A 15,735-nucleotide genomic window follows, 5' to 3' on the forward strand; every position below is an offset into this window, starting at 1 on the left:
AAAAAGTGAAATCCGGCTTTCGCGAGAGATCATGCCCAAATTAGAAGGCAGAACCAGATGAGCGGTTTCCCGATCCCAGTCTCGGTGCTAACCGGCTTTCTCGGCGCCGGCAAGACGACATTGCTCAACCGGCTCCTGAAGGATCCGGCGCTCGTCGACACCGCGGTCATCATCAACGAGCTCGGTGAGGTGGCGATCGACCACCTGCTGGTCGAGCAGGCCTCCGACGGCATCATCCAGCTTTCCGACGGTTGCCTGTGCTGCACGGTGCGCGGCGAACTTGTCGACACGCTGGCCGACCTGGTCGACCGGCTGCAGACCGGCCGTATCGCCCGGCTTGGCCGCGTCATCGTCGAGACCACGGGATTGGCCGACCCGGCGCCGGTGCTGCAGTCGATCATGGCCCATCCGGCGCTGGTCCAGGCCTTTCGGCTCGACGGCGTCATCAGCCTGGTGGATGCGGTCAACGGCAATGCTACGCTCGATGCGCATGTCGAGGCGGTCAAGCAGGTCGCCGTGGCCGACCGCATCGTGCTCTCCAAGGCCGATCTGGCCACCGATCACGGCGACCTCGCCATGCTAAGGGCGCGCTTGCGGCAGATCAATCCCTGGGCGCGACTGCTCGATGCCGGGGAGACGAAAACCGGGGTGGCCGCATTGTTCGACTGCGGTCTCTACAATCCTGCGACCAAGTCCGCCGACGTGCGGCGCTGGTTCGGCGAAGAAGCCGCGCATGATCACCACCACCATGACCATGAAGGGCATGACCATGCCCATCGCCACGATCAGCGCGTAAAAACCCATTCGCTGGTGCATGACGGGCCGGTGCCGTTTTCAGCCATCGAGATGTTCCTCGATCTCCTGCGTTCCACACATGGCGAGCACCTGCTGCGGATGAAGGGCGTCATCGAATTGCAGGAGGGTCCGTCGCGGCCCTTGGTCGTGCATGGCGTCCAGAAGATCCTGCATCCGCCGGTGCGATTGCCGTTCTGGCCGGACAGCCAGCGCGGCACGCGGCTGGTGCTGATTACGCTCGACATGCCAGAAGACTATGTGCGCCGGCTGTTCGCCGCCTTCACCAACCGGCCGTCGGTCGACACGCCCGACCGCGCGGCGCTGGAAAACAATCCGCTGGCGATCGCCGGACGTTAGCCTCCTACGATTGGTATTCGCCGCGTTCGACCAGAAAGCGATGGCCACCGGACATCGCCGCCGTCTCGATCAATTGATGTCCGCTGTCGGCGCAGAAGGCAGGAATATCGATAACAGCCAGAGGGTCGGTGGTTTCGAGCCAGAGCCTGCTGCCGGGCTGCATCCCGGCCAGGCGCTTTTTCGCCTTGAGGACCGGCAAAGGGCAGTTCAGCCCCTTGAGGTCGTAGATAGCTATCAGTTCGGCCAAGGTGAAAACCTCAGCCGCCGAACATGCCGAGCAGCTTGTTCTTCAGCTTCGTAACCCGGCTTTCGTCGGCGCTCGCAGCCTGCGTCTCGGCTGCCGGCGCGGCCTCCGCCGGAGCCGCGATGGTCGCGGTGGCAACCGGAGCTTCCTTGGCGGCCTTGGCCGCTTCCTTCGCAGCCACGGCTTGCGCCTTGGCAGCTTCCTTTTCGGCCAACGCTTGCGCCTTGGCGGCTTCCTTCGCCGCTTTTGCCGCTTCTATGGCCGCCACCCGCTCTCGCTCGGCCTTCTCCTTGGCAGCCTTTTCGGCGTCGAGCGCGGCCATCTTGCGACCGGCGGGCGAATCGATGCGGCCCATGCGCGCCGTCTCGGTGACCGAACCGTCGGTGTTGAGCGACGGCGGATCGATCGGCACGCGCTCGCCACGCGCCCGGCGCTTGGACCAGTCGGAGACGATGCTGGCTTCCTTGATGCCGGCAATCGTCGGCTTGGGTGGCGGCACGCTGGCCTTGAGCGCGCTGTTGAAGGCCGCGTCATAGGTGCTTTGATAGGCGTTATAGGCGCTCTTCAGCGAATCCGGCTGCGTGGTCGCCGGGCAGGGGCCGGTCGGATTGAAGGTCTGCCCATCGGGAGCGACCTGGTTGAAGACGTAGCGCTTCTCGCAGACGTCGACTTTCGGTGGCACCTTGGTGACCTCGAAATTGTCGTAGCCGACCTTGAGCATCTTCCAGAATTCGTAATTCGGGTCGTTGCGGTAGCGCGCCATGTTGGCGGCTGTCATGCGGAACGGAAAAGCCTGGATCTGGAACTCGGTCTGGCCACCCTGGAAGGCGTCGCGGCCGAAGGCGTAGATCTGCTCGATCTGGGCGTCGGTCATCGAATAGCAGCCCGATGAAGAGCAGGCGCCATGGACCATCAGGTTCTGGCCGGTGCGGCCATTGGCACGATCATAGGCGTTGGGAAAGCCGATGTTGAACGACAGATGGTAATTCGAGCGCGGATTCATCTGCGACGGGCGAACCGTGTAAAAACCTTCCGGCGCCTGGCGGTCGCCTTCGGTGTATTTCGGCCCGAGCTTGCCCGACCATTTGCAGATGTCGTAGCTCGCCACCATGTCATAGCGACCGTTGGTCTTGGCCTTCCAGATCTCGAGCTTGCCTTCTTCCTTGAAGATGCGCGCCATTACCGAAGAGGTGCGGACCATGCCCTTGGCTCTCATATCGGCAAGGATCTTGTCGGGCAGCGGCTTGTTGGCTTCCGGGGCAAAGTCCTTCATCGACGAATCATTACAGCCCGCGACGGCAATCGAGGCGGCAAGAACTCCAGTACGGGCAAGCTTGGCAAACATGGATAAGGCTATGTCTTTTCTTTCGGGCCAATGGCTTCGAAACGGCCACACCCGCATGCTGAACACTGACGGACCGTAAGCCCGTTAACCTTGAAAATTCCTTACCGCAAGGCTCGGCCAATCTCCCGCGGTGATTTCATTGAACCGAATGGGGCGGCATTTTTGTGGCGAGACTGCTCATCGCCGCCACATTTGGGGTGGACAGACAGCTTCCGTCAGCCCTGTTCCGCCGCCCAAGCGGCGTCAGAGGCTGCGGCCCATCGCCAGATATTTCTCGCGGCGCTGTTCGCGGAAATCGATGTTGGCGCCGGCGAATTCCTTCATCGTCTTGGCGATGAGATCGCCGGTCGCGGCAATCACCGTTTCGGGCGCGCGCTGGGCGCCGCCCATCGGCTCGGGGATGATGGCGTCGATGACCTTCAGTTCCAAAAGATCCTGCGCGGTGATCTTCATGTTGGTCGCCGCGTCCTTGGAGCGCGTCGTGTCGCGCCACAGGATGGAGGCGGCACCTTCGGGCGAAATCACCGAATAGATGGCGTGTTCGAGCATGTAGACGCGGTTGGCGGTGGCAATCGCGATAGCGCCGCCCGAACCGCCTTCGCCGATAACCACCGAGATCGACGGTACTTTCAGGCCAAGGCAAGCCGAGGTCGATCGGGCAATGGCTTCGGCCTGGCCGCGCTCCTCGGCGCCAACGCCGGGATAGGCGCCGGCCGTGTCGACCAGTGTCAAAAGCGGGATCTTGAAACGATCGGCCAGTTCCATCAGCCGCACCGCCTTGCGATAGCCTTCGGGGCGCACCGAACCGAAATTGTGCTTCAGGCGACTCGCCGTGTCCGAACCCTTTTCCTGGCCGAGAATCGCGATGGGCTCGCCGCGGAAACGGGCAAAGCCGCCGACGATCGCCTGGTCCTCGCCGAAATTGCGGTCGCCGGCGAGTGGCGTGAAGTCGCTGAACAGGCCCTTGATGTAGTCGATGCAGTGCGGCCGGTCGGAGTGGCGCGCCACCTGCACCTTCTGCCACGGCGTCAGCGCCTTGTAGAGTTCGCGCAGCGCGTCGCGCGAGCGCTTCTCGAGCCTGGTGATCTCATCGGCGACATCGACCGCCTCGCCGTTCTCGGCAAGCTTCTTGAGCTCGAGGATCTTGAGCTCAAGATCCTGCACCGGCTTTTCGAAATCGAGGTAATTGTACATGCTTGGGCGGACCGATACGTCGGAAGGCAATGACCGCGGAACCGTTGAAACCAAGGCTCCGGGCGGTGAAATGTCGTCCTCACATAGCGATATGAGGCCTAGTCGGCAAGCGGATGATGATCGTTGACCAACCGCACCAGCCGCTCTTCCAGCACATGGGTGTAAATCTGTGTCGTCGATATGTCGGCATGGCCAAGCAGTTGCTGAACAGCTCTCAGGTCGGCGCCGTTCTGCAGGAGATGGCTGGCGAAAGCATGGCGCAGCACGTGCGGCGAGATCTTGGCCGAGGCGATGCCGGCGCGCGCCGCCAATCCTTTCAGGTCACGGGCAAAGACCTGGCGCGAGAGATAGCCGCTGTCGGATGCCGCCGGAAACAGGAACGGGCTGGTGGCGAAGGCGGGCAGCTTGGCCCGGGCGTCAAGCCAGCTCCGCATCGCCGCGCGCGCCTTGGCCGACAGCGGCACCATGCGTTCCTTGTCGCCCTTGCCGCGTACCATGAAGAAACGATCGTCGCGTTGCGCCACTGTCACCGGCAGGCCGACCAGCTCGGAAACGCGCAGTCCGGTGGCGTAGAGCACTTCGACCAGCGCATGCAGGCGCAAAGCCGCCAGCCTGTCGGCGTGGCCGAGTCCGTCATCGCCGGCTTCCTGCGCGGCGCGATCGATCAGCCGGCCGGTTTCGGCCTCGCTCATCGTCTTGGGCAGCGGACGGCCTTTTTTCGGGCTGTCCAGCGTGCCGGTGGGGTCATCCGCGCGCAGGCCCTCGGCGTAGAGGAACTTGAAGAACTGGCGGATCGCCGACAGTTTGCGTGCCTGCGAGGTCGGCGCGAAGCCGCGCGCGGCGATATCGTCGAGATAGGCCCTGATGTCGGCGGCGCCGGCGCGGGCAAGTCCGCCACCGATCCCGCCGGAAGCATCCTCGAGATCGCGGCGATAGGAGGAAAGCGTGTTCTCCGCCGCTCCCCGCTCGGCGCTCATCATTTCCAGGAAGGCCTCGATGCGAGCGGCGCTGTTCATGTCCTTGAGGCGGTTCCGAGTCGGTCTTCTTGGGGTTCAGTTTTTCTTCGGATTGAGCTTTTCCGGCGGAATACGCACGCTCATCTCGGCTTTTTTCGGCTCGACGAACATCACCAGCGCGAACATCGTACCATAGGCAATGCCGGCCAGAATCGCGAGGGTCACGACAAAGCGAAACAGTGTCGGCATTCAGTTCTCGCCCGTCTTCTTGTTCTGCGTTTCCAAACCCTGTGCCCTTATGGGACGCCTATCCGGCCAATTCAAGGAAGAAGCGGACCCCTGTCAGCAACTTCCGATGCAAGCGTCGCTCTGTCCATATCGGCCCATCGCACTTGGCACGCTTGACGCAAACCGGCTTTTCATGTCGATACGCCGGCAAAGAGGGCCGAAGAAACAGCCGATGAACGCGCTACAGGCAAATTCCCCAGGCGAGACCCATGCCGCGCTGCTTGGCCGGCTGGGCAGCCGGTCCATCGTCTTTGTCGGGCTGATGGGCGCCGGCAAGACGGCGATCGGCCGCAAGGTGGCGACCATGCTTTCGCTGCCCTTCATCGACAGCGACCAGGAGATCGAAAGCGTGTCGCGGATGACGGTTCCGGAGCTGTTCGAGCGCTATGGCGAAACCGAGTTCAGGGCCCTGGAACAGCGTGTCATCCTGCGCGTGCTGGAAAACGGCCCGCAGGTTCTGTCGACCGGCGGCGGTGCCTTCATGAATGCGCAGACGCGCGAGGCCGTCGCCGCGCACGGTGTCTCGGTTTGGCTGAAGGCCGAGCTCGACCTTCTGATGGACCGCGTTTCCAAAAAGCAGAACCGGCCGCTCTTGAAAAGCGCCGATCCCCGCGCCGTGCTGGAGCGGCTGATGGCGGAACGCTATCCGGTCTATGCGACCTCCGACGTCACCGTGCCGACCCGCGACGATCGCAAGGAGGTCATCGCGGCCGAGGTAATCGAGGCGCTCTGCCGGCATTTCGGCATCGATGCGATAGCCGCGACGGGCGAGGTCGAATCATGAGCGCGGATCAGCCAGTCACAGTCGAAGTTGGCCTGGGCGACCGCGCCTACGACATATTGATCGGCTCCGGCCTGCTGTCGCGCGCCGGCGCTGAGATTTCGCGCCGGCTGCCGGGCACGCGCGCCGCTGTGGTGACCGACGAGAACGTCGCCGCCGCGCATCTCGATACGCTGAGAGCCGGGCTCGAGAAGAGTGGCATCCAGCCCGCGATCATCACGATGCCGCCCGGCGAAAAGACCAAGAGCTTTGCCCATCTCGAGGCGGTGGTCGACGGCGTCCTGGCCGCCAGGCTGGAGCGCGGCGACGTCGTCATCGCGCTTGGCGGCGGCGTCATCGGCGATCTCACCGGTTTTGCCGCCGGGATCGTGCGGCGTGGCATGAATTTCGTGCAGGTTCCGACATCGCTTCTGGCGCAGGTCGATTCCTCGGTCGGCGGCAAGACCGGCATCAACAGCCCGCGCGGCAAGAACCTCGTCGGCGTCTTCCTCCAGCCCAAGCTGGTGCTGGCCGATACCGAAGTGCTCGACACGCTGCCGATCCGCGAATTTCGCGCCGGCTATGCCGAGCTTGCCAAATACGGGCTGATCGACCGGCCGGATTTCTTCGCCTGGCTGGAAGCGAATTGGGAAAAGGTGTTCGCCGGCGGACCGGAGCGGGTCGAGGCCATTGCCGAAGCCTGCCGTGCCAAGGCCGATGTCGTTGCCCGCGACGAGCTCGAGACGGGCGACCGCGCTCTGCTCAACCTCGGCCATACGTTCGGGCACGCGCTCGAAGCCGCCACGCAGTATGACGGGACGCGCCTCGTCCACGGCGAGGGGGTCGCCATCGGCATGGCGCTGGCGTACCGGTTCTCCTCTCGGCTCAATCTCGCCAGCCCCGACGACGCGGCGCGCGTCGAGGCGCATCTGCGTGCCGTCGGGCTGCCGTGGCGGATGGCCGATATTCCGGGCGACTTGCCCGATGCGGATGCGCTGCTTTCATTCATCACGCAGGACAAGAAAGTGTCGCGCGGCGCGCTGACCTTCATTCTGACACGCGGCATCGGCGAGGCCTTCATCGCCAAGGATGTGCCGGCCTCGGAAGTGCAGGCGTTCCTCAGGGAAAACCATCCAGGCAACGGGAAAGCCGGCTGAGATGGACACTGGCTGGGTCGTCTTCGCCGTTCTTGCCATCCTCGTCGTCCTGGTCGTTGCCGTGCGCACCCGCCTGCTTGCCATGTTCGGCTATGAACTGTCGCGCATCGAGCCGCAGCGGTCGAGCCAGGACGAATTGCGCGGCGCGGTCGACGATTTTCGCCGCGACGGCCAGGTGGTGCGTGAGGATCGCGACCGCATCGGCGGCCTGTTCGACCTCGAAGAGCTTGAAGTTTCCGACGTCATGGTCCACCGCACGAATATGCGCTCGGTCAATGCCGACAATGCGCCGGAAGCGGTGGTGCGCGAGATCCTGCAGAGCCCGCACACCCGCATGCCGCTCTGGAAAGGTTCACTCGACAACATCGTCGGCGTGCTGCACGCCAAGGATCTGCTGCGCGCGCTGAACGAAGTCGGCAATGATTTCTCGCGGATCGACGTGATGAAGATCGCGTCAAAACCGTGGTTCGTGCCCGACACCACGACTTTGCAGGAACAGCTCAACGCCTTCCTGCGCCGCAAGACGCATTTTGCCGTCGTCGTCGATGAATATGGGGAGGTCGAAGGGCTGGTGACGCTGGAGGACATTATCGAGGAGATTGTCGGCGAGATCGCCGACGAGCACGATGTCGACATCCAGGGCGTCAAGCAGGAGGCGGACGGCTCCGTCGTCGTCGAAGGCACGGTGCCGATCCGCGACCTCAACCGGGCGCTCGACTGGAACCTGCCGGACGAAGAGGCGACGACCATCGCCGGCCTCGTCATCCACGAGGCGCAATCGATCCCCGAGGAGAAGCAGGCTTTTACCTTCCATGGCAAGCGCTTCGTCGTCATGAAACGCGACAAGAACCGGATTGCCAGGGTCAGGATCCGGCCGGCCGGCGACAGTTAAAGCGTTTCAGTGTTGGTAGATCGCCGAGCCGCTCTAACTCTTTGTTCTTACGCAATTCCGGACGGAAAGCCGCTGCGCACTTCTCCTGGAATTGCCATCGAGCCGTCGCCTTGCCAATCCTCGCTGGAACTTCCGCCCGCCGGGATGCATTCTTCGCCGATGACGATCGATCGGCGAACCTTGCTCCTGGCCTCGGTGGCTGCCTTGTTGCCAACCGGCACGAGAGCGGCGCGAGATACGCCATCCGCCGAAACTGTCGACTACGGTCCGGCCATGCTCGATATCTATGCGCCCAATGGCGCGAAAGACCTGCCAGTGGTCTTCTTCGTCCATGGCGGCGCCTGGCGGACCGGCAAACGCAGCCAGGTGAACGCCAAGCCGGCCTTCCTGCTTGCCAACGGCTTCTGCTTCGTCTCCATCGACTACCGCATGCTGCCGCAGGCTGATGTCGCCATCCAGGCGGGCGACGTGGAGAGGGCCTATGCCTATGTCAGGACCAACGTCGCCCAATATGGCGGCGATCCCGACCGCATCGTCGGCATGGGGCATTCGGCCGGCTGCCATCTGGTTGCCCTGACCGGCATGCGCGGCGGATTGCCCGGCGTCGCTGGCCTGCTTCTCGACGATACAAGGGCCTACGATCTCGCCGCCCTTGCCGGAAGTGGCGGCATGGTAAGGGCCTATTCGCGTGTCTTTTCCGATCCTTCGCAGTGGGCGGCACTGTCACCGGCGAGCTATGTCGACGGCCGCAAGCATCCGCCGACCTTCATCGCCTATTCCCGCGCCGACGGTCGCGGCGAGCAGTCCACGGCCTTTGCCCAGCGCCTGCGCGCCAGCGGAACCGAGGTGACGCTGTTCGACGGCAGTGCCTATACGCACATGTCGATCAACCGCGATTTCGGCGAGGACGGCGACGCGCTGACCGCTGCCGCGCTGGCGTTCCTGAAATCGACGGTCGGTTGAGCGCACCGGCTGTCCGTGGCGTGTTCCACTCGTTGTGCCCGGCACCCGCCGATGCGGCCAGGCGGAAATTCAACAGTCATTGCTTGACCGTTCGCTGAGCGTCGCACCGGTTTCGGCGTCGACCGAAGCGAGGCTGACCTCATAGCCCCAGAGGCTTCGGACATGGCGCAGGGTCGCGTCGCGGCTGCCACTGTCGAGCAGTACGCCCTCCTTCACCTTGTGCTGCAGCCGCAAATGCCGGTTACCGAGCAGGTCGACATCCACCACCTGGATATCCGGCCGGCTCGCGCCGATGTCGTAGCTCTGGGCCAGCGCGGCACGTATCTTTTGGTAGCCGCGCTCATTGTGGATCGAGGCCACCTCGTAATGGGCGTCGTCGGCCTGATCGGCGAGGACAAACATTCGCCATTTCCGTATCAGGGCTGGGCTGAGGTGCTGGCGGATGAAGGATTCGTCGCGGTGGTTGGCCCAGGCGTCCAGGAGCACATCGCGCCAGTCACCGCGGCCCGCGATGTCGGGAAACCAGTCGCGGTCCTCCGCCGTCGGCGCGGTCGAAATGCGCTGTATGTCCTGCATCATGTCGAGGCCGAGCGCGTATGGGTTGATACCGGAGAACCGGGGGTCGTCGAAGGCCGGCTGGAAGATCACATTGGAATGGTTGCGCAGGACCTCGAGCATGGCGCCCTCGTTGATCTGGCCGCGGTCGAACAATGCGTTCATGAGGGTGTAGTGCACGAAGGTGGCGCAGCCTTCATTCATCACCTGCGTTTGCCGCTGCGGATAGAAATACTGCGCGACGATACGCACAATGCGGATGATCTCGCGCTGCCAGGGCTCCAGGACAAGGCTGTTCTTCTCGAGGAAATAGAGCAGATTTTCCTCGGGCAGGTTGAGCGATTTCTTCCGCTCCGCCAAGCCTTCGTCCTTCTTCCCGGTCTTGCTGCTGTCCTGCGAGGGAGGCAGCGTGCGCCACAAGTCGTTGTAGGAGCGTTCTTCATATTCCAGGCGCTCGCGCAGCCCTTCACGCTGCCGCTCCGACGACAGCTTTGGCGGCCTGTGGTATCGGAACACGCCTTGTTCCATCAGCGCGTGGGCGCAGTCGAGAATGCTTTCCACGGCCGACAGTCCGTGCCGCTCCTCGCATCGGGCAATGTAGCCCTTGGCGAACTCCAGATAGCTCAGAATTCCCCCGGCGTCGGTCCACTGCCGGAACAGATGATTGTTCTTGAAGAAATGATTGTGTCCGAGCGCGGCATGCGCCGTCACCAGGGCCTGCAAGGCCATGGTGTTTTCCTCCATAAGGTAGACGATGCAGGGATTGGAGTTGATGACCAGTTCGTAAGCCAGGCCCCGTCCACCCTTGCGGTAGAGAAAATCCTGGTACAGGAAATGCTTGCCGAACGACCAATGACGGTACATCAGCGGCATGCCGACCGATGAATAAGCGTCGAGCATCTGTTGCGAGGAAATGATTTCCATCTGCACCGGATAGGTGTCCAGCTTGAGTTCCTCGATGGCGATTGCCGCGATCGCCTCGTAGGCGTGCGACAATTTCTGGAAGTCCCAGTCGGATCCGGAAAAGAGCAAACCCGGTTTGCTGGCTGTCCTGGCCATGGTTTCCCCTCAGGCGCTCTTCCTGAGCGCGGGCTGTTTGGCGAAGAGCTGACGAAAGACAGGATAGATATCGGCGGCCGTGGCTATGCGGCTCATCTGGAAGTTCGGCCAGTTCGATTCGATGGCGCTGTAGGCTCGCCAGAGCGACGTCCCGTTTTCAGTCGCGCCGAAGATGTGACTCTCGCGTTCGTCGATGATCTCGACGTAGGCGAAATACTGGCACAGGCGCATGAGCTTGCCGTTCAGCAGGGCAATGCAGCGCTCGGAATCGGTGGCGAAATTGTCGCCGTCCGAGGCCTGGGCGGCGTAGATGTTCCACTCGCTCGCGGGGTAACGCTGCTCGATGACGCGATGCATCTCCTCGAGCGCGGTGGAAACGACGGTGCCACCGCTTTGCGTGCAGTAGAAGAAGGTTTCCTCATCCACCTCCTGCGCCTCGTGCGTGTGGCGGATGAAGACGATTTCGGTGCGTTCATAACGTCGCTTCAGGAACAGGTGCAGCAGCACGAAGAAGCGCTTGGCCAGGTCCTTCTCGCGCTCGCCCATCGAGCCCGACACATCCATCAGGCAGAACATGACCGCTTTCGCATTCGGCACCGGGCGCTGGTCGAAGCGGTTGAACCGGATGTCGACCGGGTCGACGAAGGCAATCCGCCGGCGCCGGCGCTCCAGCCGCTCGATCTCTTCTTTGAGCGCCACGACGCGCTCGCGCGTTTGAGCATCAGGCGGTGCGGCCTCCAGCAAGGCGAGTTCCTGCATGATCGCGTCGACCGCCGCTTGCTTGGGGCGCCTGAGCGCAATGCGGCGGCCGTGGCTGTTGCGCATCGTGCGGCCGACATTGATGTTGGTTGGCGAACCGGTGGCGGCGAAACCCGCCCGGCGCGGCTTGAAGGCAAGGATCTCCTTGAGGTTGAGCTTGACCAGGTCGGGCAGTTCGAGATCCTCGAAGAAGAGATCCAGCACTTCCTCGCGCGAAAGCACGAAACGGAAGTCGTCCTCGGACGCGGTTTTTCCCGGTGACGAACCGCCCATGCCTCCGCCCTGGCCGGGCTTGGGGATCAGGTCGCCTTGGGAGAATTGCCTGTTGCCCGGCAGGATGTGCCGGCGCCGGCCGGTGTCCCTGGCGTCGTTGAAGGTCGGCTCGCCAGTGCCTCTTTCGGGCATCGGCACGACGTGCTCCGCGTCCACGTCGGCGATCCGCCCAGCGCGGATCTGGTCGCGAATGCTGCGCTTGAGCTCCTCGCGGGCACGCCTGAGAAAGCGCTGGCGGTTGCCAAGGCTTTTGTCCTTCGGATTCAGGCGGCGGTCGATAAAGATCGGCATGCAACCATTCGGACTGCGCTCAGCCCGCCTTGTTCACCCGCATGTACCAATCGACCAGCCGGCGCACCTGCCGTTCCGTATAGCCGCGCTCCACCATCCGCTGGACGAATTCATTGTGCCGCTTTTCGGTGACGCTATCCTGCTTGGAGCCGAAGCTGATCACCGGCAGGAGGTCCTCGACCTGGCCGAACATGCGCTTTTCGATGACCTCGCGCAGCTTCTCGTAGCTCGTCCATGAAGGGTTGCGGCCATGGTTGCGCGCCCGGGCACGCAGCGTGAACTTCACCACTTCGTTGCGGAAGTCCTTCGGATTGGCGATGCCTGCCGGCTTTTCGACCTGCGACAGTTCGTTGTCCAACACCTCGCGGTTGAGGATCTGGCCGGTGTCGGGATCCTTGTAGTCCTGGTCCTCGATCCAGGCATCGGCATAGGCGATGTAGCGGTCGAACAGGTTCTGGCCATATTCGCTATAGGATTCCAGATAGGCCTTCTGGATCTCGTGGCCGATGAACTCGGCGTAACGGGCGGCCAGTTCCGACTTGATGAATTCGAGATAGGCGGCTTCCGTCTCCTTCGGAAACTGCTCCCGTTTGATCGCCTCTTCCAGGATGTACATAAGATGCACGGGGTCCGCCGCGACCTCGTTGGTATCGTAGTTGAACGTCTGCGACAGGATCTTGAAGGCGAAGCGCGTGCTGACGCCGGTCATGCCTTCGTCGACGCCGGCGGCGTCGCGATATTCCTGGACTGACTTCGCCCTCGGGTCGACTTCCTTGAGGTTCTCACCATCATAGGCGCGCATTTTGGTGTGCAGCGGCGAATTGTCGTGCTCGGCAAGGCGTGTCGAGACGCTGAACCGGCTGAGGATATCCAACACCTCGGGCGCGCAAGGGCTGGCGGCCAATTCACTCTCGCGCAGCAGCTTCTCGTAGATCTGCCTCTCTTCGGTGATGCGCAGGCAATACGGCACCTTGACCACGAGGATGCGATCGAGAAACGCCTCATTGTTCTTGTTGTTCTTGAACTGTTGCCACTCGGATTCGTTGGAATGGGCAACGATGATGCCTTGGTAGGGAAAGGCACCAAAATTCTCGGTGCCGTTGTAACTGCCTTCCTGGGTCGCCGTCAGCAATGGATGCAGCACCTTGATGGGCGCCTTGAACATCTCGACGAATTCGAGCAGGCCTTGCGTCGTTCGGTTCAGCCCGCCGCTGTAGGAATAGGCGTCAGGGTCGGACTGGCTGAAATTTTCCAATTGCCTGATGTCGACCTTGCCAACCAGGGCCGAGACGTCCTGGTTGTTCTCGTCGCCAGGCTCGGTCTTGGCGATGCCGATCTGGCGCAGCCGCGACGGCATCAGTTTGACGACGCTGAATTTGGAAATGTCGCCGGACAGTTCGTCGAGGCGCTTGGCCGCCCATGGTGAGATAAGTCCGTTCAGGCGGCGCCGGGCTATCCCGTATTTGTCCTCCAGGAGATCGCTCATGCGATCGGGATGGAACAGGCCAAGCGGCGATTCGAAAACCGGACTGATCTGGTTGCCGACCTTGAGCGTGTAGATCGGGCGCTCCTCCATCAATTTCTTCAACCGTTCGGCCAAGGAGGATTTGCCGCCCCCGACCGGACCCAGGAGGTAGAGGATCTGCTTGCGTTCCTCGAGGCCCTGGGAGGCATAGCGGAAATACCCGGCGATGCGCTCGATCGTATCTTCCATCCCGTAAAAGTCGGAGAAGGAGGGATATATCTTGACGGTCCGGTTCGAGAAAATACGGCCTAGCCGCTCGTCCTTGCTGGTGTCGACCAGGTTTGGCTCGCCGATCGCCTCGACCATTCGTTCCGGCGCCGAGGCATACATCGATTTGTCCTCACGGCAGGCGAGCAGATATTGCTGGAGACTTATCTCTTCCTGGGCGGCGTTCGCATAAATTTCCGAAAAGAGATGGAAGACGTCGGATTGGTTCTCACGCATGATCGTTGCCTTCGGAGCCATTCTGATGGGGCTCGCATATTCAACTGCGGGAAGGCATTGTTTGTTCCGTCGCTCCGGCCCGAATGGCCGTCCATCAACCGCGATTTCGGCGGAGATGACGGCAATGCACCGAACGCCGCCGCGCCAGCGTTCCTGAAATCGACGGTCGCCTGATCCTGCCGACCGTCGCTCGCCCATTCCGTGGCTGGATCATGCCAAAAACGGCGGCGGGATATTGCCGTGCCGATATCCGCGGGTGCAATTGCTCTTCGTGAATGGGAGAAAATTCGCATGAATGGCGCCGATGTTCTGTGCGACGTGCTGTTGGCCAATGACGTGAACGTCTGCTTCGCCAATCCCGGCACATCCGAAATGCATTTTGTCGCGGCCCTCGACCGCAAGCCGTCGATGCGCTGCGTGCTCGGCCTGTTCGAGGGGGTGGTGACGGGTGCGGCCGACGGCTATGCGCGCATGACCGATCGTCCCGCCGCGACGCTGCTGCACACCGGCCCGGGCCTCGCCAATGGGCTGGCCAACATGCACAATGCAAGGCGCGCCTTCAGCCCGATGATCAACATCGTCGGGGACCATGCCTCCTACCATCTGCCGCTCGACGCGCCGCTCACCAGCGATATCGAGGGGCTGGCGGCGCCGATGTCGAAGTGGGTGCGCCGCATCGGAGGGCCCGCCGATGTCCAACCGGCCACGGAGGCGGCCTTTCGCGCCTCGCTGACACCGCCGGGTGTCACGACGCTGATCCTGCCGGCGGACGCGGCCTGGGGCGACGCCGACCCGGTTTCGCCGCCCGGCAAGGTGGAACTCGCACCGCCGCCTGCCATCGACATCGACGCCGTGCGAGCGGTGGCTACCGCGATCCGTGCCGCTCCCGGGCGCGTCGGCATGATCGTTCGGGGGCGGGCGGCGCGGGCCGATGCCCTCGAGATCGCCGGCCAGATTTCAGCGGCCTGCGATGTCAGGCTGTTCAGCGAGGTTTTGATTGCGCGTATGCAGCGCGGGCGCGGGCGTGTCGCGCCGACGCGCATTCCCTATCCGGTCGACGCGGCGACGGCAGCGCTCAGGGATATCGATGTCCTTGTGCTGGTCGGCGGCAAGGAGCCGGTCGCCTTCTTCGCCTATCCGGGAAAACCGGGAAGGCTTGTCCGTGACGATTGCCAGGTGCTGACGCTCGCCGCCCATGGTCAGGATCTGCATGCGGCGCTGGAGGCGCTTGGCGACGAACTGGGCGTCAGGCAATCGCAATCGGCGTTGGTTGCAAGCGCCTTTCCCGAGGAAGCAACGCCAACCGGCAGCTTGACGGAAGATGCCATTGCACTCTCGGTCGCCAAAAAGCTGCCGGGCGACGCGATCGTCTGCGACGAGGCCGTCACTTCGGCGCGACGTTTCTTCGCGCTGTCGGCCTTTGCCGCGCCGCACGACTACATGATGGGCACGGGCGGGTCGATCGGCGGCGGCATTCCACTGGCGACAGGCGCGGCGATCGCCTGTCCCGGCCGCAAGGTGATCAATCTGGAGGCCGACGGCAGCGGCATGTACACGGTGCAGGGCCTGTGGACGCAGGCGCGGGAAAAGCTCGACGTGGTGACGATCGTCTTTTCCAACCGCACCTATGCGATCCTGCATGGCGAGATGCGCAATGTCGGGGTGAACGCGATCGGCGAAAATGCCAGGCGCATGCTCGACCTCGACCATCCGGCGCTGGACTGGGTTTCGCTGGCCAAAGGCATGGGCGTGGAGGCGGCGCGTGCCGACACCTGCGAGCGGTTCGACGCGCTGCTCGATGCCGCCTTGTCGCGGCGCGGGCCATTCCTGATCGAAGCGATAATCTGAGCAGCGCGAGACGAGCTACAGGACCAGCTC

The 15,735-nt window shown here is 63.0% G+C and carries 14 protein-coding genes; 6 read left to right on the plus strand and 8 right to left on the minus strand.

The window, feature by feature from the left end:
* Window positions 1-57: 57 nt before the first annotated feature.
* Complete coding sequence (locus tag FJ950_RS10980; protein WP_140616794.1) at window positions 58-1,152, plus strand: GTP-binding protein; 1,095 nt, start codon at window positions 58-60, stop codon at window positions 1,150-1,152.
* 4 nt (window positions 1,153-1,156) lie between these two features.
* Here FJ950_RS10980 and FJ950_RS10985 read toward each other — a convergent pair whose 3' ends face one another.
* From FJ950_RS10985 to FJ950_RS11005, 5 genes are all read right to left on the minus strand, one after another.
* Window positions 1,157-1,399, minus strand: coding sequence for a sulfurtransferase TusA family protein (locus tag FJ950_RS10985; RefSeq protein ID WP_015315491.1), 243 nt, complete (start codon window positions 1,397-1,399; stop codon window positions 1,157-1,159).
* A gap of 10 nt (window positions 1,400-1,409) precedes the next feature.
* Window positions 1,410-2,741 (minus strand): murein L,D-transpeptidase family protein, encoded by a 1,332-nt coding sequence (locus tag FJ950_RS10990; protein ID WP_015315492.1) that lies wholly within the window; start codon window positions 2,739-2,741, stop codon window positions 1,410-1,412.
* A 243-nt stretch (window positions 2,742-2,984) separates the two neighbouring features.
* On the minus strand, window positions 2,985-3,935 hold the full coding sequence (locus FJ950_RS10995; RefSeq protein ID WP_140616795.1) for an acetyl-CoA carboxylase carboxyltransferase subunit alpha: 951 nt from the start codon (window positions 3,933-3,935) through the stop codon (window positions 2,985-2,987).
* Window positions 3,936-4,033: 98 nt separating this feature from the next.
* Window positions 4,034-4,951 carry a site-specific tyrosine recombinase XerD gene (locus tag FJ950_RS11000; RefSeq protein WP_140616796.1) on the minus strand — a complete coding sequence of 306 codons (918 nt, stop codon included), beginning with the start codon at window positions 4,949-4,951 and terminating at the stop codon, window positions 4,034-4,036.
* A gap of 36 nt (window positions 4,952-4,987) precedes the next feature.
* Window positions 4,988-5,140 carry a hypothetical protein gene (locus FJ950_RS11005; protein ID WP_015315495.1) on the minus strand — a complete coding sequence of 51 codons (153 nt, stop codon included), beginning with the start codon at window positions 5,138-5,140 and terminating at the stop codon, window positions 4,988-4,990.
* A 211-nt stretch (window positions 5,141-5,351) separates the two neighbouring features.
* Here FJ950_RS11005 and FJ950_RS11010 point away from each other — a divergent pair, with 211 nt between their 5' ends.
* The 4 genes from FJ950_RS11010 (at window position 5,352) to FJ950_RS11025 (ending at window position 8,951) form a co-directional block, all read left to right on the plus strand.
* The gene (locus FJ950_RS11010) at window positions 5,352-5,963 is read left to right on the plus strand and encodes a shikimate kinase (protein ID WP_140616797.1); all 612 of its coding nucleotides are present in this window, start codon (window positions 5,352-5,354) and stop codon (window positions 5,961-5,963) included.
* Window positions 5,960-7,096 carry a 3-dehydroquinate synthase gene (gene aroB / locus FJ950_RS11015; protein WP_140616798.1) on the plus strand — a complete coding sequence of 379 codons (1,137 nt, stop codon included), beginning with the start codon at window positions 5,960-5,962 and terminating at the stop codon, window positions 7,094-7,096. The genes FJ950_RS11010 and aroB overlap by 4 nt, the downstream gene beginning before the upstream one ends.
* Before the next feature lies 1 nt (window position 7,097).
* Complete coding sequence (locus FJ950_RS11020) at window positions 7,098-7,988, plus strand: HlyC/CorC family transporter (protein WP_140616799.1); 891 nt, start codon at window positions 7,098-7,100, stop codon at window positions 7,986-7,988.
* A gap of 159 nt (window positions 7,989-8,147) precedes the next feature.
* Window positions 8,148-8,951 (plus strand): alpha/beta hydrolase, encoded by an 804-nt coding sequence (locus FJ950_RS11025; RefSeq protein WP_140616800.1) that lies wholly within the window; start codon window positions 8,148-8,150, stop codon window positions 8,949-8,951.
* Between the two features lie 69 nt (window positions 8,952-9,020).
* On the opposite strand, the gene FJ950_RS11030 is transcribed toward FJ950_RS11025, so the two are convergent.
* Genes FJ950_RS11030 through FJ950_RS11040 form a run of 3 tightly spaced genes read right to left on the minus strand, consistent with a single transcriptional unit; the run spans window position 9,021 to window position 13,857 of the window.
* Complete coding sequence (locus tag FJ950_RS11030; RefSeq protein ID WP_140616801.1) at window positions 9,021-10,565, minus strand: SpoVR family protein; 1,545 nt, start codon at window positions 10,563-10,565, stop codon at window positions 9,021-9,023.
* 9 nt (window positions 10,566-10,574) lie between these two features.
* A complete protein-coding gene (locus FJ950_RS11035; protein ID WP_015315501.1) occupies window positions 10,575-11,888 on the minus strand; it encodes a YeaH/YhbH family protein in 1,314 nt (437 codons plus the stop codon).
* Window positions 11,889-11,907: 19 nt separating this feature from the next.
* Window positions 11,908-13,857, minus strand: a complete 1,950-nt coding sequence (locus FJ950_RS11040; protein ID WP_140616802.1) for a PrkA family serine protein kinase — start codon at window positions 13,855-13,857, stop codon at window positions 11,908-11,910.
* Window positions 13,858-14,148: 291 nt separating this feature from the next.
* Between FJ950_RS11040 and FJ950_RS11045 the strand changes: the two genes are divergently transcribed.
* A complete protein-coding gene (locus FJ950_RS11045; RefSeq protein WP_140616803.1) occupies window positions 14,149-15,705 on the plus strand; it encodes an acetolactate synthase large subunit in 1,557 nt (518 codons plus the stop codon).
* Window positions 15,706-15,735 lie beyond the last annotated feature (30 nt).

Origin of the sequence: Mesorhizobium sp. B2-3-14 (assembly GCF_006442175.1) — a bacterium.
In the GTDB taxonomy this organism is placed as follows: Bacteria; Pseudomonadota; Alphaproteobacteria; order Rhizobiales; family Rhizobiaceae; genus Mesorhizobium; species Mesorhizobium australicum.